This window comes from Aquabacterium sp. A7-Y, assembly GCF_026153205.1.
Classification (GTDB): Bacteria; Pseudomonadota; Gammaproteobacteria; order Burkholderiales; family Burkholderiaceae_C; genus Caldimonas.
This window is the reverse complement of sequence record NZ_JAPFBW010000025.1, coordinates 81,956-106,694: the sequence shown is the minus strand read 5'-3', so window position 1 is coordinate 106,694 and position 24,739 is coordinate 81,956. Positions and strand designations below refer to the sequence as shown.

General features: G+C 70.3%; 21 protein-coding genes and 1 pseudogene. 12 read left to right on the top strand and 10 right to left on the bottom strand.

All coding sequences use genetic code 11. From position 1 onward, the window contains the following. From OOT46_RS21380 to OOT46_RS21360, 5 genes are all read left to right on the top strand, one after another. Positions 1-652, top strand: a 652-nt coding sequence (locus tag OOT46_RS21380) for a DNA polymerase III subunit gamma/tau C-terminal domain-containing protein (RefSeq protein WP_322114276.1), incomplete at its 5' end; no start/stop codon positions are given. Positions 653-721: 69 nt separating this feature from the next. Next, positions 722-1,048, top strand: coding sequence for a YbaB/EbfC family nucleoid-associated protein (locus OOT46_RS21375; protein ID WP_265405655.1), 327 nt, complete (start codon positions 722-724; stop codon positions 1,046-1,048). A 76-nt stretch (positions 1,049-1,124) separates the two neighbouring features. Continuing rightward, positions 1,125-1,706 carry a recombination mediator RecR gene (recR, locus tag OOT46_RS21370; protein ID WP_265405654.1) on the top strand — a complete coding sequence of 194 codons (582 nt, stop codon included), beginning with the start codon at positions 1,125-1,127 and terminating at the stop codon, positions 1,704-1,706. Between the two features lie 25 nt (positions 1,707-1,731). Further along, positions 1,732-2,139, top strand: coding sequence for an MAPEG family protein (locus OOT46_RS21365; protein WP_265405653.1), 408 nt, complete (start codon positions 1,732-1,734; stop codon positions 2,137-2,139). Between the two features lie 85 nt (positions 2,140-2,224). Continuing rightward, entirely contained in the window at positions 2,225-3,319 is a 1,095-nt protein-coding gene (locus OOT46_RS21360) for an ABC transporter substrate-binding protein (protein WP_265405652.1), read from the top strand. 44 nt (positions 3,320-3,363) lie between these two features. Here OOT46_RS21360 and OOT46_RS21355 read toward each other — a convergent pair whose 3' ends face one another. From OOT46_RS21355 to gloB, 4 genes are all read right to left on the bottom strand, one after another. Then, positions 3,364-4,644 (bottom strand): pectin acetylesterase-family hydrolase, encoded by a 1,281-nt coding sequence (locus OOT46_RS21355; RefSeq protein WP_265405651.1) that lies wholly within the window; start codon positions 4,642-4,644, stop codon positions 3,364-3,366. Positions 4,645-4,704: 60 nt separating this feature from the next. After that, on the bottom strand, positions 4,705-5,433 hold the full coding sequence (locus OOT46_RS21350) for a hypothetical protein (protein ID WP_265405650.1): 729 nt from the start codon (positions 5,431-5,433) through the stop codon (positions 4,705-4,707). A gap of 210 nt (positions 5,434-5,643) precedes the next feature. Next, positions 5,644-7,347 carry a transglycosylase SLT domain-containing protein gene (locus OOT46_RS21345; RefSeq protein ID WP_265405649.1) on the bottom strand — a complete coding sequence of 568 codons (1,704 nt, stop codon included), beginning with the start codon at positions 7,345-7,347 and terminating at the stop codon, positions 5,644-5,646. Further along, a complete protein-coding gene (gloB, locus tag OOT46_RS21340; protein WP_265405648.1) occupies positions 7,344-8,114 on the bottom strand; it encodes a hydroxyacylglutathione hydrolase in 771 nt (256 codons plus the stop codon). The genes OOT46_RS21345 and gloB overlap by 4 nt, the downstream gene beginning before the upstream one ends. Between gloB and OOT46_RS21335 the strand changes: the two genes are divergently transcribed. From OOT46_RS21335 to OOT46_RS21320, 4 genes are all read left to right on the top strand, one after another. Continuing rightward, the gene (locus tag OOT46_RS21335; RefSeq protein ID WP_265405647.1) at positions 8,113-8,934 is read left to right on the top strand and encodes a class I SAM-dependent methyltransferase; all 822 of its coding nucleotides are present in this window, start codon (positions 8,113-8,115) and stop codon (positions 8,932-8,934) included. The genes gloB and OOT46_RS21335 overlap by 2 nt on opposite strands. A 30-nt stretch (positions 8,935-8,964) precedes the next feature. After that, positions 8,965-9,417, top strand: a complete 453-nt coding sequence (gene rnhA / locus OOT46_RS21330) for a ribonuclease HI (RefSeq protein WP_265405646.1) — start codon at positions 8,965-8,967, stop codon at positions 9,415-9,417. A 122-nt stretch (positions 9,418-9,539) separates the two neighbouring features. After that, positions 9,540-10,823: an efflux RND transporter periplasmic adaptor subunit gene (locus tag OOT46_RS21325; protein ID WP_265405645.1), complete on the top strand. Its 1,284-nt coding sequence runs from the start codon at positions 9,540-9,542 to the stop codon at positions 10,821-10,823. Between the two features lie 73 nt (positions 10,824-10,896). Further along, positions 10,897-13,986: an efflux RND transporter permease subunit gene (locus tag OOT46_RS21320; RefSeq protein WP_265405644.1), complete on the top strand. Its 3,090-nt coding sequence runs from the start codon at positions 10,897-10,899 to the stop codon at positions 13,984-13,986. 13 nt (positions 13,987-13,999) lie between these two features. Here OOT46_RS21320 and glp read toward each other — a convergent pair whose 3' ends face one another. From glp to OOT46_RS21290, 6 genes are all read right to left on the bottom strand, one after another. Further along, the gene (gene glp, locus OOT46_RS21315) at positions 14,000-15,268 is read right to left on the bottom strand and encodes a gephyrin-like molybdotransferase Glp (RefSeq protein ID WP_265405643.1); all 1,269 of its coding nucleotides are present in this window, start codon (positions 15,266-15,268) and stop codon (positions 14,000-14,002) included. Next, positions 15,265-15,804, bottom strand: coding sequence for a GNAT family N-acetyltransferase (locus OOT46_RS21310; RefSeq protein WP_265405642.1), 540 nt, complete (start codon positions 15,802-15,804; stop codon positions 15,265-15,267). Before OOT46_RS21310 ends, glp begins: the two co-directional genes overlap by 4 nt. Beyond that, positions 15,797-16,387, bottom strand: a complete 591-nt coding sequence (mobA, locus tag OOT46_RS21305) for a molybdenum cofactor guanylyltransferase MobA (RefSeq protein ID WP_265405660.1) — start codon at positions 16,385-16,387, stop codon at positions 15,797-15,799. The genes OOT46_RS21310 and mobA overlap by 8 nt, the downstream gene beginning before the upstream one ends. Before the next feature lie 61 nt (positions 16,388-16,448). Then, positions 16,449-17,564: a GTP 3',8-cyclase MoaA gene (gene moaA, locus OOT46_RS21300; protein ID WP_265405641.1), complete on the bottom strand. Its 1,116-nt coding sequence runs from the start codon at positions 17,562-17,564 to the stop codon at positions 16,449-16,451. Positions 17,565-17,654: 90 nt separating this feature from the next. After that, positions 17,655-18,329 carry a C40 family peptidase gene (locus OOT46_RS21295; protein WP_265405640.1) on the bottom strand — a complete coding sequence of 225 codons (675 nt, stop codon included), beginning with the start codon at positions 18,327-18,329 and terminating at the stop codon, positions 17,655-17,657. Positions 18,330-18,557: 228 nt separating this feature from the next. Beyond that, positions 18,558-19,811 carry a hypothetical protein gene (locus OOT46_RS21290; RefSeq protein WP_265405639.1) on the bottom strand — a complete coding sequence of 418 codons (1,254 nt, stop codon included), beginning with the start codon at positions 19,809-19,811 and terminating at the stop codon, positions 18,558-18,560. 463 nt (positions 19,812-20,274) lie between these two features. Between OOT46_RS21290 and OOT46_RS21285 the strand changes: the two are divergent. The 3 genes and pseudogenes from OOT46_RS21285 to OOT46_RS21275 form a co-directional block, all read left to right on the top strand. Then, positions 20,275-20,642, top strand: a pseudogene (locus OOT46_RS21285) (AMP-binding protein); the annotation flags it as partial. 89 nt (positions 20,643-20,731) lie between these two features. Then, positions 20,732-22,042, top strand: a complete 1,311-nt coding sequence (locus tag OOT46_RS21280; protein ID WP_265405638.1) for an HD-GYP domain-containing protein — start codon at positions 20,732-20,734, stop codon at positions 22,040-22,042. A 193-nt stretch (positions 22,043-22,235) separates the two neighbouring features. Further along, entirely contained in the window at positions 22,236-24,659 is a 2,424-nt protein-coding gene (locus OOT46_RS21275; protein ID WP_265405637.1) for an EAL and GGDEF domain-containing protein, read from the top strand. Positions 24,660-24,739 lie beyond the last annotated feature (80 nt).

Here is a 24,739-nt window from a genome sequence, read left to right as displayed (position 1 = left end):
GCCGCCGCCCTGGGACGACGACTACGATCCGGAAGGTCTGCCCAGCCCGGATGCCGGCGGCGCCGCGACACGAGCGGCAGCGCCATCCGCGCGCCCTGCGGCGGCAGTCGCGCCGGCCCCCGGCGACGCGCCTGCGGTTCCCGCTCCCGCCGTTCCACGGACCGCTGCTCTGGCGACGCCCGCGCCCGCTGCCGCACCGGCCCCGCTGCCGTCGGCCGCCTCCGCCATGCTGACCGAGGTGCCTGAGACGCCGTCGTCGCCCCTGGGCGACCGCTGGCATGCCCTGGTGCTGCAGATGATCGAGCGTGAGTTGGTCGCGGCGTTGGTGCGCGAGCTGGCGATGCAGAGCGAATGCCTGGCGAGCGAAGCGGCGGACGGCCTGTGGCGGCTGCGGGTGGAGCGCAACACGCTGGCGTCGGACGCCAACCGCGGCAAGCTCGAGGCGGCGCTGGCCGAAGTGCTGGGCCAGCCGGTGCGCCTCGCGCTCGAAGTGGCGCCCACCCAGGACACGCCCGCCCGCCGCGAGGCGGCCAAGCGGGCGCTGCGCCAGCGCCAGGCCGAAGAGGCGATCCAGAACGACCCGCTGGTCGTGACGCTGATGCAGCAGTTCAGCACGGCACGCATCGTGCCGGGCTCCATCCGACCCGTCTGAACCTGTGCCGCCCGGCGGGTCCGGGCGGCTTTTCCCCATACCGAAGACCGCGACCCCGAAAGGAAAGACATGCTCAAAGGACAGATCGCGGGCCTGATGAAACAGGCCCAGCAGATGCAGGACAACCTCAAGCGCGCCCAGGAAGAGCTGGCCCAGATCGAGGTCGAAGGCCAGTCGGGGGCCGGCCTCGTCAAAGTGCAGATGACCTGCAAGCATGACGTCAAGCGCATCACCATCGACCCCAGTCTGCTGGCCGACGACAAGGACATGCTCGAGGACCTGGTCGCCGCCGCCTTCAACGACGCGGTGCGCCGCGCCGAGGAAGTGAGCCAGGAGAAGATGGGCAAGCTGACGGCCGGCATGCCGCTGCCGCCGGGGATGAAGTTCCCGTTCTGATCCCCGAAGCCGGCGGGCGCTGCTGGCGGCGCCCGCCACCGGTCCTTGGACCGCCACGCCGTACTGCAGCACAACGATGTCGTCTTTCGATGCCCTGGTCCTGGCCTTGCGCCGCCTGCCCGGCGTGGGGCCGAAGTCGGCGACCCGCATGGCGTTTCACCTGCTGCAGCACGACCGCGAGGGCGCCGAGCTGATCGCCCGGGCGCTCGGCGCGGCGGTCCGCGACGTGCGCCATTGCGCGCGTTGCAACACCTTCACCGAGGCCGAGATCTGCCTGACCTGCCTGGATCCGGAACGCGATGCGGCGCAGCTCTGCGTCGTGGAAACGCCGGCCGACCAGGCGGCGGTCGAGCGCACCGGCAGCTACAAGGGCCTCTATTTCGTGCTGATGGGCCGGCTCAGCCCGCTCGACGGCATCGGCCCGAGCGACATCGGCCTGGAGCGCCTGTTCGACCGGGCCGGCGACGGCGAGGTGCGTGAGGTGATCGTCGCGACCAACTTCACGGCCGAGGGCGAGGCCACCGCGCACGTGCTGGCCGAGGGACTCAAGTCGCGAGGCCTGAAAGTGACGCGCCTGGCGCGCGGCGTCCCGGTGGGTAGCGAGTTGGAACATGTCGACCTGGGCACCATCGCGCATGCTCTGGTCGACCGTCGCTGAGGCGACCTTGCCGGAGACTGAAGCCATGAACATTGCCCTCTGGAGCGTGCTGGCGGCCGCGCTGCTGCCCATCGTCTGTGTTTTCCTCGCGAAGGCGGCTGGCATCGGTCGCCGACGCAGCGAAGGCGGCTACGACAACCACGACCCGCGCAGCTGGCTGGCCCGCCAGCAGGGCTGGCGCCAGCGCGCCAACGCGGCCCAGGCCAACAGCTTCGAGGCGCTGCCGTTTTTCATCGGTGCGGTGGCGATCGCCTTCGCCACCGGGGCGCCGGCCGAGCGCGTCGACCTGCTCGCAGCGGCCTTCGTCGGCTTGCGCATCGTCTACATCGGCCTCTACATCGCCGATTTGGCCACCCTGCGCAGCCTGGTCTGGACGCTCGCGCTGGCTGTCAACATCGCGCTGCTGTTTTCCGGGTCGCCAGCACGGGTGTGACCGCCAGTTTCGACTGCGCTGGGAGTTTCCCTGCCCGGATCGTTCCCGATAGGCCGGGCCCCGGGCGATCATTAAGCTGGGGGCCATGGTCAAAGAGCCTCGCCTCACCTCTGCTGCCGCCGCGGCGCCGGGTTCCTTCCGGCCGGGGCGGCGCGACTGCCTGTGGGTGGCCGGCGCAGCCGCAGTGCTGCTCGGGACCGGCCTGCCACGGCTACGGGCGCAGCCGGAGGTGGCGCGTCTGAGGGTCGTGATGGGCCGCGAGGAGTCGCTCTGCCACCTGCCGCTCACGGTGGCGCAGCAGCTCGGCTACTTCCGTGCCGAGGGCCTGGATGTCCGGCTGCTCGAAGTGGCCGAGCCCGCCAGTGCGGCTGCCGCCGTGCAGGCTGGCGAGGCCGAGCTGGGCTCGGGCGCCTACCTGGGCCTGGTGCAGCGCCAGTTGCAGGGGCAGACGCTGCAGACGGTGGTGCTGGAAGGCCGCACGCCCAAGGTCTCGCTGGGCGTGTGCACGCGGCTGATGGGCTCGTGGCGCGGCATGGCCGACCTGCGCGGCAAGCGCATCGGCGTCGCGACCTCGGGCAGCCTGTCGCAGACGCTGGCGCAGGTCTGTCTGGCCCGGGCCGGCCTCAAGCAGGCCGATGTGCAGTGGGTCAGCTTCGGCTCCATGGCTGAAGGTGTGCAGGCGCTGCGGTGGGGCGGCATCGACGCGCTGAGCCATCTCGATCCCGGCATGACGCAGCTGGAGCAGAAGGGCGAGGTGAGGGTGGTCGCCGACCCGCGCACACCCAAGGGCGCCCACGAGGTGTTCGGCGGCCCGATGCCGGGCACCTGCGTCTATGCGCAGCCGGCCTTCGTGAGCCGCCATCCCCAGACCTGCCAGGCGTTTGTCTATGCGGTCGCACGCAGCCTGCGCTGGCTGCAGACGGCACAGCCGCAGGACATCATCAAGACGGTGCCCGAGGCGCAGGTGATGGGCGACCGGGCCCTCTATCTGGCGTCCTTCTACAAGGTGCGCGAGTCCTATTCGCCGGACGGCGAGCTGGGCGAGGAGGCGCTGCAGATCGCCTGGAAGGTCGCCGGCGCGGCCGTCGGCGAAACGCGCCACCAGGACCTGCAGGCCTTGCTGGAGCGCAGCCACACCAACGAGTTCGTGCTGCGGGCGCGGGCCCGGCTCAAGGCCTGACCCGCGCCCGGCCTCAGCACGGGCCGGCGTTGCGCAGGCGGTCGTTATCCGAACAGCCATTGCAGAAAGGTCACCAGCGCCTGGATGGGGTTGACCGGACGACTGTAGTCCGAGACCTGGTCGGTCTCGACATGGCGCATCGGCGGGGTGTCGCGCACCAGCGTGTTCTCCACCACCGGCTTGACATCCGCGATGCCGCGTTCCTCGATGCCGGTGCCCGAAAAGTCCACGATCGTCAGGCAGTGGGCGTCGGCCAGCGCACGCCAGAAGGGGATGTGGTAGCCGACGTTGGCATGCGTGTCGAGCTGGGGCAGCCACTGCGAGATGTCCTGGCGCCAGCGCTGGTTGATCAGCGTGCGACGGGTGGCCTCGTCCGGCGCGTTCTGGATGTCGGGGTAGAACTTCGCATAGCTGAAGGCCGAGTAGACGCCGTCTTTCTGGAACAGACCATAGGAGAAGCGGTCCTCGGGATAGCTCAGTGCCAGGGCGCTCGTGACGCTGCCCAGGTTGTCCGGATCCAGCCCGGGCCGGCCGGCGTAGAGCGACAGCAGCGCGCCCGGCCGGTCCAGCCCCCAGGCCTCGCGGATGCGGTTGTGCAGCGGCAGCGAGGGCGCCTGTTCCGGCGTCGCGTTGCGCGGCGCCGGGAACAGCGGCCCCGAGTCGGCCAGCAGCGAGGAGCGTTGTGGCTGCAAGGTGTCGCGCAGCACCGGGTAGGTGCCCGTGCCACCGGCCCCACCGGCCGAGAACCCCGTGACCAGCAGCTCGGCCGGCCGGCCGATGTGCTCCCGCAGCCAGCGGGCCGCGCCGGTTGCGTTGGCCTGCCCGCGGTGGTACTGAACGCGCGGCTGTGCCGGGTCGCGGTCGCTGTAGACCTGCACCGCGTGGCCGGTGTGCACGTCGCCGGTGCAGTAGGGCAGGTAGACGATGTTCCAGTCCTGCGTGCTGATGCGGTCGAAGGGGTGCAGACGGGCCGTGAAGGGCGTGACGAGCCCGAACGCCGCCGTGTTGAGGCGCTGCAGGTAGTCGGCCGGCACGCCGTCGGGATTGGTGGCGGACAGCGGGCCTTCGCCGAGGCAGGAGGCCTGGTCCCAGCAGGCACCACCGCCCTCGAAGACGATCACGGTCTTGCTGGTAAAGGGGGTGCGGTTGACGAAAAAGCGGTAGGGCGTTCCGTTGCCGCAGGACGCGCCGCTGGCGGCCGGCAGCTCAACGGTGTCCCACTGGAAGTAGCCGGCGCTGGCCCAGGGGGCCAGCAGCGGCAAGCCGAGGGCGGCGAGCCACCGGGCCGCGCGACGCGCGCGGCGTGAGCGAGGGCGAAGCTTCATGTTGCGTTCCCTGTGAAGTTGGGGTGTCCGGCGCCGGTCGCGCCTCGATGCGAGGCGCGGCTAGCGCTCCTGCCCGAACACCGACTGGCGCAGCCTGTCGAGCTGCGCCTGCAGTTCCTGCGGGTCGCGCTGCGCCGGGGGCAAGGCCTGCCAGGCCAGCACCAGCGCGGTCTCCTGTCGACGGAAAGTCTCGGCACGCGGGTCGGCGGCGGCAGGCGGTGGCGCCTGCTGTTCGATCCAGAGCGCCAGTGCCGCCTCGCGCTGCTTCGCATCCGGTTGCAGCACTTGCAGCAGCGCGGCCTTGAGCAGCCGGGCCTCGCCCAGCGACAGTTCGCCGCGCGCCAGACGCTGGTCGAGGCCCGCATCCAGCCGCCGTGCCAGGGGCCTCAGCGCCCCGGCCGGGGCCGCTTCGCTGCGGGCGAGGCGGAAGCGCTCCATCGTGTGGACGTAGGCGAGGTAGTCGGTGAGCCGGGCGATCTCGCGCTCACGCTCCGGATGGTCGCGCAGGCGGTCCTGCAACTGCTGCCACTGCTCTGGGCTGACGCCCGGCGGCGCACTGTCGGGGGCGCCGTGCTGCGCCGTTTCCGCGGGGGGAGCCGGAGCCCTCTGGGAAGTCCCGCCCGCTGCCGCCGACGGGCCGCCGAAGGGTGACGCGCCCCAGGCCTGTTGTGCAGCAGGCGGCTGCGTCGCCGGGCCGTTCGCGGCGGGACCGGGTTGGCTGCGCAGCCACCACACCAGGCCCACGGCGGCCATCACGCCCGCGGCCGCGGCTCGTAGCCGCCGGCTCATCGTGCACCTCGCATCTTGTGTCTCCTCAGCCACCGGCACGGTGCGCGGGGACTGCGGTGCGCCTCGGGGTGGTGCGAAAAGTCTCTCAGCCGGGCGAGCGAGGAGGGCGGGAATTGGTCAGCAAATGGCCCGGTCCTTTGCCAGGTGTTGCAGGGCCCAAAAAAAGCCGCGCAGGGTGCGCGGCCGGGGTGACGCGGGCGACGGATCGCCTCAGTTTTTCGCCATTTTGACGCGGCTCTTGCCCTGCACGCGCACGGCGGTCTTGCCGCCCTTGGCGACACGGCTCGCCTTGCCGGCCGGCTTGCGCCCGGCCACCTCACGCTGGTCCTTCTTCGCGACGGCGCGCGCCGCGGTCTTGCGGGCGCCGGGCCGATCGGCCGCCGCGGCGCGCACGGCACGCTTGGCGGGCGTGTAGACGACCACCTGCTGGCCGCGCTTGAGACGCTGGGAGCTGCCGAACTTGTTCCAGCTCACCAGTTGTGCCGGGCTGACGCCATAACGGCGCGCCAGCGAGCCGACCGTGTCGCGCGCACCGGCACGCACCACCGTGCGGCGCAGCGGCGGCGTGTCGGGGGCCAGCGACATGATGGCGTTGTCGGCCACCTCGGCGGAGACGTCCTGGTGATGTTTCAGCGAGTGGCGCTCGACCAGCAGGGTGGAGCCGGCCTTGATCAGCATGCGCGGCGGGATCTTGTTGATCTCGCGCAGCTCGGCCTCGCTCATGCCGGCCTGCTTGGCGGCCTCGGCCGGGCGCATCGTGCGGGGCACCACCCAGGCGGTCCAGCTGGCCAGCGGGCCGCGGTGTTCCGTGAGGTTGCGCATGAACCGGCGGGCGTTGTCGTAGGGCAGCAGGATCTGCGACGTTCCGGCGGCCAGGATCACTGGCTGGTTCATCTGCGGGTTGAGGGCGCGGAACTCGTCGCGCTCCAGGCCGGCGAGCCGGATCGCGAGGGCCACGTCCATGTCGCGCTGGATCGCGACCGTCAGGAAATAGGGGTGGTTCTCGATCGGGGCCAGCGCAACGCCGAAGGACTCGGGCCGGTGGATGATGTTCTTGATCGCCTGCAGCTTGGGCACGTAGTAGCGCGTTTCGACCGGCATGCGGAGGCTCTGGTAGTCGGTCGGCAGGCCCGCCTTGCGGTTGCGCGCGATGGCCCGCTGCACGCTGCCTTCACCCCAGTTGTAGGCCGCCAGCGCCAGGTGCCAGTCGCCGAACATCGCGTGCAGCTTGCCGAGGTAGTCGAGCGCCGCGCGGGTGGAGGCGAGCACGTCGCGGCGCTCGTCCCGGAACAGGTTCTGCGTCAGCGAGAAGTCGCGCCCGGTGGAGGGAATGAACTGCCACATGCCCGAGGCCTTGGCGACCGACATGGCCTGCGGGTTGAAGGCGCTCTCGACAAAGGGCAGCAGCGCCAGCTCGGTGGGCATGCCGCGCGATTCGACCTCCTCGACGATGTGGAAGAGATAGCGGCTGGCGCGCTCGGTCATGCGCTGCATGTAGTCCGGCCGTGCCACGTAGTACTGCTCGCGGTCGCGCACCAGGTCGCCGTCCAGGTCGGGCATCGAAAAGCCCTGGCGGATGCGTACCCACAGGTCGGAGACGACGATGTCGGGCGAGGTGGGCGAGGGCTCCGAATGGGCCGTGGTGCCGGTCGGGTTGGCTTCCGGGTCGGGCACGATCACGGCCGCATCGCGGCCGTCCTCGCCGGCGGGAGGTGTCGGCTCCAAGGCCTTCAGGGCGGTTTCACTCGGCTTGGCCGTCAGGACCGGTGCCGGCTCGGCCACCGGCTGGGAGGCCGGTGCCGCGGGCGGGGCTGCCGCTTGGGTGCGCGGTGCGGGCGCGGTCGCGCAGCCCGAGGCCAGCGCGCCGCCCGCCAGGGCCAGCAGCCAGCCGGCGCGGGTCAGGAGAGGCTTCATCGAAATTCGTTTTTCCATTGTCTGAGTGCGGCCAGCACGCTCACCGGGTCGTCGCCGACCGCGCCACGGGCACGGGCCTGGTCCTTGACGGCCGGCTGGCCGCAGCGCAAGAAGGGATTGATCTTGAGCTCCTGCGCCAGCAAGCTGGGCAGGGTGGGCCGCCCTTCGGCCCGCAAAACCTCGCATTGTGCGGTGTAAGCGGCGATGTCCGGGTTGCCGGGCTCGACCGCGGCCGCAAAACGCAGGTTGCTCAGCGTGTATTCGTGCGCACAGCACACTCGCGTGTCGCCCGGCAGCGCCGCCAGCTGCGCCAGCGACGCCGACATCTGGGCCGGCGTGCCTTCGAAAAGCCGGCCGCAGCCGGCGGAAAACAACGTGTCGCCGCAGAACAGCAGCGGGCCGCCCTCGAAATCGGCGCTCCAGTAAGCAATGTGCCCGGCGGTATGGCCGGGCACGTCGAAAACCTGGAAGCGGTGGTCGCGCCACGACGCCTGGTCACCCTGTCGCAGCGGACGGCAGGGCAGCGGGATGGACTCGCCGGCCGGCCCGTAGACCGGGCCTTCCAGCCGGCTCGCCAGCTCACGCAGACCGCCGACGTGGTCGGCATGGTGATGCGTCACTAGAATGCCCGTCAGCCGGAGCCCGCGGGCCTGCAGTGCATCGACCACCGGCGTCGCTTGGCCTGGATCGACGACGAGGGCCTCGCGGCCTTCGGAGATCATCCAGATGTAGTTGTCGGCAAAGGCGGGTAAGGCAACCAGTTCCATGACGCAAAACGGTCGGATTATAAGTTTGGATGAGTGGTTGCTCACGCCGACGGGTCGGTATTTATTGGCGTGGGAGCAACAACAGTTGGATCGAACTGTAGGAGATCTTTTTGGTTTCCACGCGGTCCAGTTGGGCCTGCCCCAGTTGGAAGCCCTGGCGCAGAACCGCATGCCGCACCGCTGGGTGGCGCTGGACCGTGCTGCGGCGCCGCTGCCCGAGCCGCCCGGGGCTGCGCCCGACGCCCGCGTGCCGCGCGCGGTGCTGACGGATTTCGAAGCCTTGCCCTTCGAGACCCACAGCCTGGACCTGGTCGTGCTGCCCCACACGCTGGAGCTCTCGCGCGACCCGCACCAGACCCTGCGCGAGGTCGAGCGGGTGCTGGTGCCGGAGGGCAAGGTGGTGGTGCTGGGGCTCAACCCGGCCAGCCTGTGGGGGGTGCAGCAGCGCAGTGCCTCGCTGTGCTCGCGTCTGGGCCTGGGGACCGACGTGCTGCCGCCGGCGCGCGACATGATCGGCTACTGGCGCCTGCGCGACTGGCTGCGGCTGCTCAGCTTCGACATCGAGGGCGGGCGCTTCGGCTGCTGGCGTCCGGCGCTGCGCTCGGAATTGTGGTTGGAGCGTTTCGGCTGGATGGAGCGCTCCGGCGAACGCTGGTGGCCGGTGCTGGGCGCGGCCTACTTTCTGGTCGCCACCAAGCGGGTGCGCGGCATGCGGCTGATCAACCCGGCCTGGAAGGGCCGGCAGGCGACGCAACGGGCGCCGGCCGTGGCGGCCTCGCGGCGGCAGCCGCTGGGGCGCCGCGAGGGCGGCGGCTCCTGAACTTCTTTTTTCAACTTTTCAGTCTTGTTCATGAGCACAGGCATATCGCGACCCAAGGTGGTGATCTATACCGACGGCGCCTGCAAGGGCAACCCCGGCCGGGGCGGCTGGGGCGCCTGGCTGCAGTCCAATGGCCACGAGAAGGAGCTGTTCGGCGGCGAAGCCGTCACCACCAACAACCGCATGGAACTGACGGCGGTCATCGAAGCCCTCGCCAGTCTCAAGCGCACCTGCGATGTGGCGCTCTACACCGACAGCGAATACGTGCGCAAGGGCATCACCGAGTGGATCCACGGCTGGAAGCAGCGCGGCTGGAAAACCGCCGACAAGAAGCCGGTCAAGAACGCCGAGCTGTGGCAGCGCCTGGAGGCGCTGGCCTCGCTGCACCATGTGCAGTGGCACTGGGTGCGCGGCCATGCCGGCGACCCCGGCAACGAACGCGCCGACGCCCTCGCCAACCGAGGGGCGGCACTGGCGGGCTGAGGGCGCGAGCTGCCTCTTCGGCGGGCCCACCCGGTCGCACCGAGTGTGAAGAAGTGTGAACGGAGGCGCGCCACTTGCCATTACAGTGGCAGGGCCCCCAGTTCTCCCCCTCTCCCCACCCGATGAAGAAGTTGCACGTCACTGTTGCCGTGATCGGTCTCGTCCTGGCCAGCGCCGGTGCGTACTGGTATCAGCACCGCAGCCCGGCGACCGCCCTCGCGGCCGGTGAGGGCGCGCCGCGCAAGGGCGCAGCCGCGGCGGCACCCGCTGGCGGCGGCAATGGCCCGACGGGCGGCCCGGTCGCCGTCGAGGTGGCGCAAGCCCGCTCGGCCACGCTCAGCGAGGAGGCCCAGGCGGTCGGCACCTTGCGATCGCGCCAGGGGGTGGTGTTGCGGCCGGAGGTGGCGGGGCGTATCGCCGCGCTCGGTTTCAAGGACGGCGAGAGGGTGCGCCGCGGCCAGTTGCTGGTGCAGCTGGACGCCACCCTGGTGGCCGCGCAGGTGCGCCAGGCGGAGGCCCAGCTCAGCATTGCGCGTGCCAACGACAAGCGCAACCGCGAGCTGCTGGCCGAGAACTTCGTCAGCCAGGCCTCGGTGGACCAGACGGCCGCCAACCTGCAGGTGGCCGAGGCCCAGCTCGCCCTGGCGCGCGCGCAGCTGGCGCGCACCCGCATCCTCGCCCCCTTCGACGGCACCGTCGGCCTGCGCCTGGTCAACGTGGGCGACTACGTGAACGCGGGCGCCGACCTGGTCAATGTCGAGGACCTGCGCACCATCCATGTCGACTTCCGCCTGCCCGAGCGCTACCTGCCGCAGCTCCAACAGGGGCAGGCCGCGGCGGTGACGCTGGATGCGCTGCCGGGTCGCCGCTTCCAGGCCCGCATCGAGGCCCTCGATCCGCAGATCGACGCCGACGGGCGCTCGGTGCTGGCACGCGCCAGCATCGCCAACGCGGAAGGCGTCTTGCGCCCCGGCATGTTCGCGCGCGTGGACATCGAGCTCTCGACCCGCCAGGGGGTCGTGGTGGTGCCCGAGGAGGCGCTGCTGCCGCAGGGCGGCAAGCAGTACGTGATCAAGGCGGTCCAGGGCCGCACGACGCAGGGTCAGGCGGCCCGGGTCGCGCAGCGTGTCGAAGTGACCACCGGTGCGCGCCGCAAGGGGCAGGTCGAGATCGTGAGCGGCGTGGCCGCCGACGAGACCGTCGTGACTGCCGGCCACCAGCGCCTGCAGCGCGACGGTGCGCCGCTGCGCATCGTGCAGCTCGGCGCCGAGGCCCACCGCCCGCCGGCCTCCGGCGGCGAGCCCGCGCCGGCCTCGGGCAATGCCGGCGGCGCAGAGGGCGGGGCGGGGGCCGACGCCAGCACGCCGCGGGTCAGCCTTGCGCCCGCGCCGGTGGCGGCACGCTGAGTGCCGGTCCTTGTAGCCCTGATCCTGCTGGCCGATCCTCGCTACTGAGCCACCGAGCCCCTGAGAGCGACTCATGCAATTCGCCGAAGTCTCCGTCCGCCGCCCGGTTTTCGCGACCGTGCTGTCCCTGCTGCTGGTGCTCATCGGCCTGGTGTCCTTCACCCGCCTGCAGGTGCGCGAGTACCCGCGCATCGACGAGCCGGTGGTCACGGTGCGCACCCAGCTGACCGGCGCCTCCTCGGAGGTGATCGAGTCCACCGTCACCAAGCCGCTGGAAGACTCCATTGCCGGCATTGACGGGGTGGACATCATCACCTCGATCTCGCGCCAGGAAGAGAGCCAGATCTCGGTGCGCTTCAAGCTCGAGAAGGACCCCGACAACGCCGCCGCCGACGTGCGCGACCGCGTGTCGCGGGTGCGCGGGCGCCTGCCCGACGCGGTGGAGGAGCCGGTCATCTCCAAGGTCGAGGCCGACGCCTCGCCCACCATCTGGCTGGCCTTCACCACTGAAGCGCTGTCGCCGCTGCAGGTGACCGAGCTGGCCAACCGGGTCGTCAAGCCGCGCCTGCAGACCGTGCCTGGGGTGGCCGACGTGACCGTGCGCGGCGAGCGCACGCAATCCATGCGGGTCTGGCTGGACCCGGACAAGCTGGCCGCCTACGGCGCGACCGTGCAGGACGTCGAGGACGCGCTGCGCAAGCAGAACCTGGAAGTGCCGGCCGGCCGCATCGAAGGCCAGCAGCGCGAGTTCAGCGTGACGGCCCAGACCGATCTGCGCACGCCCGCGCAGTTCGGCGAGGTCTCGCTGCGCCAGGTCAACGGCTATACCGTGCGCTTGCGCGACGTCGCGCGCATCGAGCAGGGCGCCGCCAGCGAGCGCTCCAGCGTGCGGCTCAATGGTCGCGCGGCGGTCTCGCTCGGTGTGGTGCGCCAGGCCACCGCCAACCCGCTCGAAGTGGCGGCCGGGGTGCGCGAGCTGCTGCCGCGCCTCACCGACGACCTGCCCGAGGGCGTGGAGGTGCAGGTCGCCAACGACAATACCATCTTCATCGACCGCTCGGTCAAGGCCGTCTACAGCACCATCGCCGAGGCCGTCGTGCTGGTGGCGCTGGTGGTGTTCGTGTTCCTGCGCACCTTGCGTGCCTCCATCATCCCGCTGGTGACCATCCCGGTCAGCCTGATCGGCGCTTTCGCGTTGATGGCGCTGGCCGGCTTCTCGATCAACACACTGACCCTGCTGGCGCTGGTGCTCGCGATCGGCCTCGTGGTGGACGACGCCATCGTCGTGCTGGAGAACATCTTCCGCCACATCGAGGAGGGCATGGACCCCTTCGCGGCGGCCATCCGGGGCGGCCGGGAGATCGGCTTCGCGGTGATCGCGATGACCTTGACCCTGGCGGCGGTCTATGCGCCGCTGGCCTTCACGCCCGGGCGCACCGGGCGCTTGTTCGTCGAGTTCGCGCTGACCCTGGCCGGCGCGGTGGTGGTGTCGGGTTTCGTCGCGCTGACCTTGTCGCCGATGATGTGCTCCAAGCTGCTGCGCCACAACCCCTCGCCCTCGCGCTTCGACCGCTGGATGGAGCGTTGCCTGGACCGTGTCACCGACGGCTACGAGGCCGCGCTCGGCTGGACCCTGGCGCGCCGTTGGCTGGTGGTGCTGCTGATGGCGCTGTGCGCCGGCGCCAGCTGGTGGCTGTTCAAGACCACCCAGAGCGAGCTGGCGCCGATGGAAGACCGCGGCACGGTGCTGGTGAACGTCAATGCCCCCGACGGCTCGACCCTGGCCTACACCGAGAAGTACATGCGCGAGATCGAGCGCATCGGCAGCGCGCATCCCGAGTTCGACCGCATCTTCATCGTCTCGGGCAACCCCAGCGTGTCGCAGGGCGTGTCCTTCCTGCGCACGGTGGACTGGGAGGAGCGCGAGCGCTCGGCGATGGACCTGGCCCGCGAACTGCAGCCCCAGTTCTCGAGCCTGCCGGGCGTCAACGCCTTCCCGATCACGCCGCCTTCGCTGGGTCAAGGCTTCCGCGAGCGCGCCGTCAACTTCGTGATCGTCACCTCCGACAGCTACGACAACCTGAACCGGGTGGCGCAGGAGTTTCTCGCGGAGATGAACAAGAACCCCGGGCTGGTCCAGCCCGACAGCGACCTGCGTCTGAACAAGCCCGAGATCTTCATCGACGTGGACCGCGAGCGCGCCGCCGACGCCGGTGTCGCCGTGGACCAGATCGCCCGCACCATCGAGACCATGCTGGGCGGCCGCAACGTGACGCGCTACAAGGACGAGGCCGAGCAGTACGACGTGATCGTGCAGACCGAGGCGAGCGGCCGCACCCGGCCCGACGACATCGAGCGCCTGTTCGCGCGCGGCCGCGACGGCCACATGATCCCGCTGTCCTCGCTGGTGAAGGTGCAGGAGGCGGTGGCGCCGCGCGAGCTGAACCACTTCAACCAGCGCCGCTCGGTGGCCCTGACCGCCAACCTGGCGCCTGGCTACTCCCTCGGCGAGGCGCTCGCCTTCATGGACCAGACCGCGGCACATGTGCTGGAGCCTGGTTATGCGACCGAGCTCAACGGCGTCTCGCGCGAGTTCCGCTCGTCCAGCGGCGCCCTGGCGCTGGTGTTCGTGCTGGCCCTGCTGTTCATCTTCCTGGTGCTGGCGGCGCAGTTCGAGAGTTTCGTCGATCCCTTCGTGATCCTGCTGTCGGTGCCGCTGTCCATGGTGGGCGCCTTGCTGGCCCTGAAGCTGACCGGCGGCACGCTCAACGTCTATTCGCAGATCGGCCTGATCACGCTGGTGGGCCTGATCACCAAACACGGCATCCTGATCGTCGAGTTCGCCAACCAGCAGCGCCAGCTGGGCGAGGGCGTGCTGAAGGCGGTGCAGCACGCGGCCGCGATGCGGCTGCGGCCCATCCTGATGACCACCGGCGCGATGGTGCTGGGCGCCGTGCCGCTGGCACTGGCCAGCGGCGCCGGCGCCGAGAGCCGGCAGCAGATTGGCTGGGTCATCGTCGGCGGCATGTCGCTGGGCACGCTGCTGACCATCTTCGTGGTGCCGACGATGTACACCTTGTTCGCCCGCAAGAGCACGCCGGGGCCGATCCTGACGCCGGTGGCCGCCGAGTCGGCCGATGCGGCGCAGGCTGCCGGGCACTGAGGCGCCGGCCGGTTCAGAGCAGGCCGTCGAAAGGCAGCACCGGCACCCAGTCGCCGGCGGCCACCGGGCCACGCTCGTGCTCGAGCACGATCAGCACGTCGGCCTGCGACATCGAGCTGAGGATGCCCGAGCCCTGGGCGCCGGTGAGGTGCACCATCGGCTCGCCCCGGTCCAGGCCCAGGAGGCCGCGCGGGTACTCGGTGCGCCCGGCGCGCTTGGGGATGGGCTGCGCGGCGCGCGCCCGCAGCATCGTGCGCTGCGGGGCCGCCGCCCCGCTCATCACCAGCAGTGCATCCCGCACGAACACCAGGAAGGCCACCATGCTGGCGACCGGATTGCCGGGCAGGCCGAACAGCAGCACCTCGCGCCCGGCGCCGGCCAGCCGCCCGAAGGCCAGCGGCCGGCCGGGGCGCATCGCCAGGCTCAAGAAGTCGACCTGGCCGAGCCGGGCCATCAGCGCCCGTGTGTGATCGGCGTCACCGGCCGAGACGCCACCCGAGGTGAGGATCACGTCCGAGCGCGCCGCTGCCTCGAGGAAGGTGGCCTCCAGCGCGGCTGGCCGGTCGGGCACGATGCCGAGGTCCAGCACCTCCACCCCCAGGCGCTCCAGCAGGCCGAGCAGCGCATAACGGTTGCTGTCGTGGATGCAGCCCTCCTCCAGCGGTTCACCGGCGTCGCGCAACTCGTCGCCGGTGGAGAACAGTGCGACACGCAGGCGCCGCCACACCGCCACCTCGGCCTGGCCCAGCGAGGCCAGCAGCCCGAGGTCGGCCGGCTTCAGGCGTTGTCCGGCGGGCAGGGCGCACTGGCCACGCGCCAGGTCTTCGCCGTGCAGGCGGCAGTGATCGCGCGGGCGCACGCTGCCGGCAGCGATCTGCACGCGCTCGCCCGGCGTCCCTGCATCCAGGACCTGCACCTGCTCCAGCGGCACCACGGTGTCGAGGCCGGCCGGCATCGGCGCGCCGGTCATGATGCGCACCGCCGCACCGGCCGGCGGCATGCCGTCGAAGGGGCGGCCGGCCAAAGCCTGACCGGCCACCGGCAGGACCGCCTGGCCGGTGGCCGGCAGCTCGGCGCCGCGCAGCGCATAACCGTCCATCGCCGAGTTGTCGTGCGCCGGCACGTCGATCGGAGAGATGACATCGGCTGCCAGCACCCGGCCGAGTGCCTGCCGCAGCGCGACGCGCTCGGTCTCTTGCACGCGGGGCAGGGCGGCGGCGATACGCTCTCGCGCTTCGGCGACCGTCAGGCCGCCGGGAGCCGGGCGGGCTGCGGCGCTCACAGCTCGAGCAGCATGTAGGCCTTGTCGAAGTACTGCGTGCGCGTGCCGGTCTCGACCCGGATCGCGCGCGGCAGCAGCCCGTACATGCGAAAGCCGGCGCGCTCGTACATGCGCACGGTGCGCTCGCTGGCCGCGGTCACGGTGAGGGTGAGGATCTCCAGTCCCTCGGCCTGCCGCGCCAGCTCGATGCCGGCGGCCAGCAGCTGGCGGCCGATGCCGCGGCGGGTGTGCTTCTCGCGCACGTACATGCCGACGATGCTGGCGCGGTGGCGGACCTTGGGCATCAGCTCGCGTTCGCAGGCCACCGTGCCGGCCAGCTCATCGCCCAGCCAGGCGCCGAGCAGGAAGGTGCCGCCCATCGGTTCCGACCAGCCCAGCCGGCCGAGGTAACTCTCGGGCGAGCGCACCCTCTCGGTCCTCGGGTCGGAGGTAAAGGACTCCGGGTGACGCTCCAGGCCTTCGTCCCGCAAGGTCTTGTAGGCCGACAGATGCTCGGGCTGCAGGCGGCGGATCTGGACCGGGGCAGACTCAAACACAGGCTCTCTCGAGCTCTTGGAGTTCTTCCAGGGTGTTGGCATTGGAAAAGGCCGCTTTCTCGTCGAAGGGGACTTCAACACAACCGTGCTCGAAGCACCACTGTTCAATTCTGCGCCCGCCGCCCTCGAGGAAGCCCATCAGGCTGTCCAGCGTGCGGGTCTTCATCAGGCAGAACACCGGCTGGCGCCGCTCGCCGCAGGAGGCGATGGCGAGATCGGCGTCGCCGGGTTCCAGGGCCCGCGCCAGCCGGGCCACCAGGTCGGCGGGAAAGCCGGGACTGTCGCAAGGCACGGTGGCGAGATAGGGCGTGCGGCAGTGCCGCAGCCCGCTGAGGAAACCGGCGAGGGGTCCGGCATGGCCGGGCAGGCTGTCCTCGTGCACCGGGACCCCGAAGCCGCGGTAGCGCTCCAGGTGCCGGTTCGCGCTGATCATCAGGGCGCCGGTCTGCGGCGCCAGCCGGCGCAGCGCATGCCGCACCAGCGGCTCGCCGCGGAACGGCTGCAGACCCTTGTCGACCCCGCCCATGCGCCGGCCCTGGCCGCCGGCCAGCACCAGGCCGGTGACGTCCTCGCGCCGGATCACACCCTGGGCCGGCGGCGGCTCGTTGGTCCGCGGCAAGGGGGAAGACCGGCGCTCCTGCATCTCAGCCTCCGATGTAGTGCATCTCGACCCGCGGGCCCGGCGGCAGCTCGGCATCGGCCTGGGCGCCGCGCAGCTCGGAGTAGCGGTCGTCGCGGCCTTGCCAGATCTGGCCGATCGCGCCGGCGATCTGGGCATCGCTGCAGCCGCCGCGCAGCAGGGCGCGCAGGTCGTGTCCCTGGTGGGCGAACAGGCACAGGAACAGCTTGCCCTCGGTGGACAGCCGGGCCCGGTTGCAGTCGCTGCAGAAGGCCTGGGTGACGCTGGAGATGACACCGATCTCGCCGCTGCCGTCGCGCCAGCGCCAGCGCTGCGCGGTCTCGCCCGGGCGGGCGGCCTCCAGCGGCTCGAGGCCGAAGGCCTGGTCCAGGCGCCGGACCACCTCGGCTGACGGCAGCACCTCGTCCATGCGCCAGCCGTTGGAGGCGCCGACGTCCATGTACTCGATGAAACGCAGCACCACGCCGCTGCCCCGGAAATGGCGCGCCATCGGCAGGATCTCCTGCTCGTTGGTGCCCCGCTTGACGACCATGTTGACCTTGATCGGTCCCAGCCCGACACGCTGCGCTGCCTCGATGCCGCGCAGCACGTCGGCGACCGGGAAGTCGGCGTCGTTCATGCGCCGGAAGACCGTATCGTCCAGCGCGTCGAGGCTGACCGTGATGCGTTGCAGCCCCGCGTGCTTCAGCGCCTGCGCCTTGCGCTCCAGCAGCGAGCCGTTGGTGGTCAGGGTCAGGTCCAGCGCCTGGCCGTCCGGGGTGCGCAGCTCGGCCAGCATGCCGACCAGGCGCTCCAGGTCCTTCCGGAGCAACGGCTCACCGCCGGTGAGGCGGATTTTCTCGACGCCGTGCGCGACGAACAGGCGCGCCAGGCGCGTCAGCTCCTCGAAGCTGAGCAGGGAACTGTGCGGCAGGAAGCTGTAGTGCTTGTCGAAGATCTCCTTCGGCATGCAGTAGCTGCAGCGGAAGTTGCAGCGGTCGGTGACCGAGATGCGCAGGTCGCGCAGCGGGCGGCCGCGTCGGTCGGACAGCAGGCCCACCGGCGCCTCGGGCCGTGACGGCACCTGCGGCGCCGCGGCGCGGTAGCGGTGGTCGGCCAGCGGAATGACTTTTTCGCCCATGCGGGCATTGTGCCGTCAACCGCGACCGACGGGGTAAGTCCATCTGCACAAACCCTGAGCCCCGAGGCGCCTCGGCGCCCGCGACCGGCTTCAGGGCTGGCGCATTTCGGGGTAGGGCGCCATCGCGGCGCCGGTCGGCAGCGTGGCGCCGGCGGCCTGCGCGGCGCTCGGGTCGAGCGCGCTGGGGCGGCGTGCGCCGGTGAAGCGCTTGGTCCAGTAGGCGATGCGCATGTCCTCGATGCGCACCGTCGCGCCGCTGCGCGGCGAGTGGATGAACTTGCCTTCGCCGATGTAGATGCCGACGTGCGAGAAGGTGGCGCGCAGCGTGTTGAAAAACACCAGGTCGCCGGGTTTCAGGTCCTCGCGCGAGATCTTGATCAGGCCGGGCGCCCTGGCCTGGTCGTCGGCGCGGCGCGGCAGCACCAGGCCCAGGCTGCGTTCGAAGATGTGGCGCGTGAAGCCGCTGCAGTCGAAACCTTCCTCGGCCGACTCGCCACCCCGGCGGTAGGGCACGCCGAGGAAGTTCATCGCGGTCAGCACCATGCCGGACGCGGTGTCGCGCACCTGGGCCATCAGGCCCTTCTTGTCTTCGTCGGAGACGGGCGCGCCGGGCGCCCCAGCGTGGCTGGCCTGCACCAGGCCTTTTTCGTGGAGGAAGTGGCTGACCGGGTCGGCCGCCTCGGGGCTGGCCAGCACCGGCGCGCTGACGAGCGCGAGGACTGAAACGGCCCAGCGGGTGCGGCGGAGGCAGGTCAAAAACAGCATGGCCGCGACCTTAAGTCACAGAAAGTCGAGAGTCAACCAAAATGTTCCGCAAATACAAGGAGTTAGCACAGATATTTCAACAGCTTAAGAATTTGCCTGGGTCCATAGTCAGCGGAATCGGGGTTGTCCCGCATCCGAGGCACCTTCGTGCAGGGGACGCTCGAGAGGGTGGTGTTCAAAGGATCCTGTCATTGCTGAATGCGCGACGAGCGGCGCCCTTGCCGGGGTTCAGCGGTCGGCCGAGAGCGAACGAAGCGCTGGCCGGGCAGAGAGCTCGGCCGCATCGGCCCTCCCGACATCCGCCGTGCGGCGGCCTTGCCCGTCGGGCGGATCGGACCGAGCAGGCGGCGCCCGCGTAGACCCCGATTCCTGTCCTGCCCGCACGGCCGCGCCCTGCGGCATGTGGGGGATCAACAGCACCGCACGCGGCCAAAAGGCCCAATCGTCGCTGTCCGGCAGGGTGGCCGTGGCCGTGACCTCGCCGAGGTTGTTGATCGCATCGGCCGCCCGCAGCTGGATTCTCTGTCTCAGCGGGTCGGCCGGGTCAACCAGGTCGATGAGCTTTTGCAGGCCGCTGCTGCGTGACCACAAGACAGCCTCGTCGTTGACGCTTCCAGCCACCACACCCGCATTGTTGATGTCGTTGGCGGCGCTCATTGCGTCGCGGGGGCCACCCAGGCGCAGCAGTCCATCTTGTTCACTCCATACGAAGGCTTGGCTCCGTCCATCGCCTGAGTAGCTTGTCCCTACCACTTGACCCCGCTCGTTGATCGCGTTGGCATAACTGCTCATGTTCGGCGGCCCCAGCCGAGCGCCGAGATCCTGCATGCCGGTGGCCTCACTCCAGAAGAATGCGTGAGCCACCGTCCCCTCAGGAAGTGCCATCGCTTCTGCGAAGCCCACCACTTGCCTGGCGTTGTTGATGGCACTCGCCTGGCCCCAGCCCTGCGGGTAGGTCGGCAAGGAGCCCAGGTCACGCACGCCGCCCCTGTGGTCCAGAAGCGCTGCCCTGCCGCGGCTCGACCCGACCACATCGCCATGGTCGTTGATGGCATAAGCCTCCCCGAGACCCCGCAACACTTTGACGCCTCCGCCAACCGTCCAAAGGACGCAGCTGCGCCCTGTCGGGTACTCCTCGCGATTGGCGCGATACGTCTCGTCAAAGCCAACGATCTGGCCTCGCTGGTTGATGCCGAAGGCCCGTTGTTCCCAGCCGGGAAAGGGCAGATGTGGAAGCGCTTGCGCCCGACCGTCGCGACCCCATGAAACAGCAGTGGAGCCGTCGGGAACCTCCACGGTATAGCCCACAACCTGCCCGTGATCGTTGAGATCCACGGCGCGGACGATGTCGTCGAAAGGGGACGGCACAAGATCGAGCACAACGATGCGGTAGTTGGGCTCGGCTTGCGCGTTCAGTGCGAGGAGCGCCGCGACGACGGCAACGAGATATCGGCGCACAGCCTGCTGACGTGGTCTGGTCATGGCGGAATCCTTTGATGGGAGATGGCCCTCATCAAAGCTACTCATCCGACGCGCCGGTTTCTAACGCCGGATCTGCCTCCCGCCTGGCCGATCGGGCTCGATATCGCCCCGCGGGTCGCCAGGTCGACCAGCTCGGATCCCTCTGGCGAGGGACCGTGATGCCCCGTGTGACGGTAGAAGTTGGGGGGTGGACATCAATAACAAGGGGCAGGTTCTCATCGGTTCATTCGTGTGGAACCGCTACGAATGCGCGGAACAGTACCAGGCGGTGCTTTGGGAGAACGGCAGGTTGCGGGAGGTTTTTCGACCGCCTTCTCCTGCGCGGGACGGCTGAGCCGTTAGCTCGGCTTCCCTTTCCCCGATCCAGGAACTGGCTGCTGACCGGAATCAACGCGGCAGCTGCGGTCACCGGGAGTTTCTCGCTCTACGTGGGCCCCTCCGATCTCGGCGCGCGAGCTGTCCTGTGGCCGCCGACGCCGGCAGCCGCGCCGGCGCGGTGCTGCCCTACAAGCCGCTGCTCGACGAGGCCTTGAGACTGGCGCATCACCAGCCCGAGGGGTGCTGCTGGTGGACCGCGGCCTGGCGCCGATGGAGCGCGTGACCGGGCGCGACCTCGACCACGCACCGCTGCGCGAGCGGCACTCGCAGACCCGGGTGCCGTGCGAGTGGGTCGAGGCCACCCATCCGAGTTACACGCTCTACACCGGCGGCACCACCGGCAAGCCCAAGGGCGTGCAGCGGGACACCGGCGGCTACGCGGTCGCGCTGGCCGCCAGCATGCAGCACATCTTCTGCGGCCCTGCCGGCGAAACCTTTTTCTCGGCCAGCGATCCGCGCCTCGCTGGAGTCGGCTTAAGTTTTGGTTACAGCGGCCGAAACCCTGAGAGCCGGACCCCTTCGATGGTCGGCCCCCGGGAATAATGAAAGACAAGAAACCCTCGTTAGCACTGATAGACGTCCAGCAGCTCCAGGTCGGCATGCATGTGCATCTCGATGTGGGCTGGATGGCGCACCCCTTCGCACGCAGCAACTTCCGCATCGTGTCGGCCGAGCAGATCGAGCAGATCGCTGCGCTGGGGCTGAACCGGGTGCGCTGGAACCCCGAGCGCAGCGACCCGGGCGTGGCCGTGCCGGGCCGGGTGCTGCCCGGCTCTGCCGACCCCGCCGGCGTGGCGCCGCTGCCCGACCCGGCCGCCGAAGCCGACCTCGAGGCACGCCGCCAGCGCCGCGAACTGCTGAGCGCCCAGCAGGCCAGCCTGGCTGCCTGCGAGCGGGAGTTCGCGCAGGCCGGTCGGGCGCACCGCCAGGTGGTCGAGCAGGTGTTGAGCGACCCGGACGGGGCACGCCGCGCCTCCGAGCAGCTGATCGAGGGTTTCGTGGAACACGTGGGCGGCGCGCAGGACAGCTGCATCCGCCTGCTCGGCGAGAGCGCGGGCGACCGCGCGGCCTGCCATTCGATCAACGTCACGGTCATCTCCGTGCTGCTCGGCAAGGCCTGCGGCCTCCAGGCCGCGGAGCTGACCGAGCTGGGCTTGGGTGCGCTGCTGCACGATATCGGCAAGATCGAGCTGCCGGAGCGGGTGCGCACCCGGCATGAGCACCTGACCCTGGCCGAGCTGCAGTTCTACCAGGAGCACGTCGCCCACGGCGTCGATCTGGCCCGGCGCATGCAGCTCGGGCTGGGCGCCGCGCTGGTGATCGCGCAACATCACGAACACGCCGACGGCAGCGGTTTCCCGCAGCGCCTGAACGGAGCGCGCATCTCGCGCGCCGCATCCATCGTGGCGCTGGTCAACCGCTACGACAACCTCTGCAACCCGAGCAATGCCGCCAAGGCCTTGACGCCCCACGAAGCCCTGTCGCTGATGTTCTCGCAGATGAAGGCGCGCTTCGACGCCGGCATCCTCGGCAGTTTCATCAAGATGATGGGCGTGTACCCGCCCGGCTCGGTGGTGCAGCTCAACGATGACCGCTATGCCCTGGTGGCCTCGGTCAGCCCGGCCCGGCCGCTCAAGCCCTGCGTGATCGTGCACGAGCCGTCGATTCCCCGCGAGGAGGCCCTGGTGCTGAACCTGGAAGACCAGCCGGCGCTCGGCATCCGCCGCAGCCTCAAGCCCTCGCAACTGACCGCGGCCGCCTTCGACTACCTGGCGCCGCGCCAGCGGGTGAGCTACTTCTTCGAACGCAGCAGCCTGATCCGCGCGATCAACGGCGACGGGATGGCAGCATGAGACACGCTGTGCCGACTCCCCGGGCCGCCGCGCCGGGCCGCCCCAAGCAAGGCCCGACCCTCTCGGAGGGTCGCTGGCCGTACCCGGACAGCGGGGTGCAGACAGGCCCCCGGGCCGCCGCGCCGGGCCGCCCCAAGCAAGGCCCGACCCTCTCGGAGGGTCGCTGGCCGTACCCGGACAGCGGGGTGCGGTCATGACCCCCGGGCAGGTGCAACCGCTGATCGACGCGATGCTGGAAGCCGCGTGGCTGATCGACCCGATCCAGCTGCGTGTGGTCGCGGCCAACCCCGCGGCCGACCGCCTGCTCGGCGTGCCGGCTGGCTGGTTGCTGGGCCGCGCCGTCGTGGAACTCGCCACGACCCCCGAGGATCTGGCCTTCTGGGAGGACGTGGCGGCCGGCTTGTCCGACCGCATCCTCTCCGAGACCTTGCTGCTGCGTCCCGACGGTCGCAGCGTGCCGGTGGAGCGGCGCGTCAGCCGGGTGCGTTTTGCCGACGGCAGCTCGGTGTTCCTGCTGTGCCTGCGCGACCGCAGCGAACAGCAGCGCGCCGAGGCCGAGCTGGAGAAGCGTGTCGCGGAGCTGCGCGCCACGCTGGAGTCGACCGCCGACGGCGTGCTGGCGCTCAACCTGGACGGCTCGATCAGCGGCTACAACCGGCGCTTCGCGGAGCTGTGGAACCTGCCGGTGGGCCTGCTGTCGCGGCGCGACGACCAGGCGGTGCTGGCCTGGATGCTGCACCAGGCCGCCGACCCCGTTGCCTATGCCGAGCATCTCAGCCAGATCGAGCGCTCGCCGCTGCTGGAGGCCAGCGACACCCTCGTGCTGCGCTGCGGCAAGGTGGTCGAGCGGGTCACGCTGCCGCAGTACAGCCGCGGCCAGCCCATCGGGCGGGTCTACTCCTTCCGCGACATCACCCACCGCCTGGCGGCCGAATCGCGCCAGCAGCTCGCGGCCAAGGTCTTCGAGGCCAGCCTGGACGCCATCTTCGTCACCGACGCGAAGCACCAGGTCATTGCGGTCAATCCGAGCTGCGAGCGCCTCACCGGGCTGAGCCGCGAAGAACTGCTGGGCCGCGACACCTGCGAGCTGGTGCACCAGCCGGGCGACGGGGCCGAGATGGACCGGCTGCGCCTGCACCTGGACGGCGAGGGCTACTGGGAGGGTGAGCTCATCCACCGCCATCGCGACGGCGATGCGCACGGCGGGCCTTGCCAGGTCAGCCTGGTGCGCCTGCCCGATGAGCAGGGCCACACGCTGCACTACATCGGCTTCATCAAGGACCTGAGGGACAAGCTCGCGGCCAAGCGTCGCATCGAGGAGCTGGCCTACACCGACGTGCTCACCGGCCTGCCCAACCGGCTGGTGCTGACCGAGCGCGTGGAATTCGAGATCGCCCTGGCGCGGCGCGACCAGCATGCCTTCGCGGTGCTGTTCGTCGACCTGGACCGCTTCAAGCACATCAACGATTCGCTGGGCCACCTGTTCGGCGACCGCGTGCTGGTCGAGGTGGCCGAGCGCATCAAGGGCTGCGTGCGCGAGGTCGACACCCTGGCGCGGCTGGGCGGCGACGAGTTCGTGCTGCTGGTGCACCAGGCCGACGGCCGCGGTGCCGAGGCCGCGGCGCGGCGTGTGCTGGAAGCCTTGTCGCGGCCGCTGACCCTGGACGACCACAGCTTCACGGTGACGGCCAGCATTGGTATCGCCCTCTATCCCAACGACGGCGGCACGCTCAACGACCTGATCAAGAACGCCGACGCGGCGATGTTCCGCGTCAAGGAGCGCGGCCGCGCCAGCTTCCGCTTCTACCAGCCGCAGATGAACGTCGACCTGCTGTCGCGCATGAAGATCGACCATGCGATGCGGCAGGCGCTGGTGCGCGGCGACTTCCGGCTGCACTACCAGCCGCAGCTGGACCTGGGCGACGGCCGCATCGTGGGCGCCGAGGCCTTGATCCGCTGGCACGACGAGGAGCTCGGCACGGTCTCGCCGGCGCAGTTCATCCCGGTGGCCGAGGAGAGCGGTTTTATCGTCGTGCTGGGCGACTGGGTGCTCAACGAAGCGGTGCGCCAGGCTGCGGTCTGGCGGGCCGCGGGGCGCGAGCTGGTGGTCTCGGTCAATGTCTCGGCCTTGCAGTTCCAGCAGGCCGACTTCGTCGAGCGCGTCGCCGCGGCCATCGCGGCCCGGGGACTGCCGCCCCAGGCCCTGGAGCTGGAGCTGACCGAGTCCATCCTGATCCAGGATGCCGAGGAGGCGATGCTCAGGATGAGCGCCTTGTCCTCGCTCGGCGTGCGGTTGTCGATCGACGACTTCGGCACCGGCTATTCCAGCCTCGGTTACCTCAAGCGTTTCTCGATCGAGAAGCTCAAGATCGACCGCTCCTTCATCAAGGGCCTGCCCGGCGACGAGAGCGACGTGGGCATCGTCACGGCCATCGTCGAACTCGCCAAGGCCTTGCACCTGACGGTCATTGCCGAGGGGGTGGAGACGCCGGCCCAGCGTGACTTCCTGATCGCGGCGGGCTGCGACGAGTTCCAGGGTTTCCTGTTCTCGCCCGCGGTGCCCAGCGATGCCTTGGAGCGCCTGCTCGAGGCGCCCGGTGCGGCCGAGGCTGCCTGAGGCCGCGGCCCTGGCCAAAGGGGAGCGGCCCCGGGCTACGCGGGCCAACCGATTTGGCGCTATCGTTGCGGCCGTTCCAA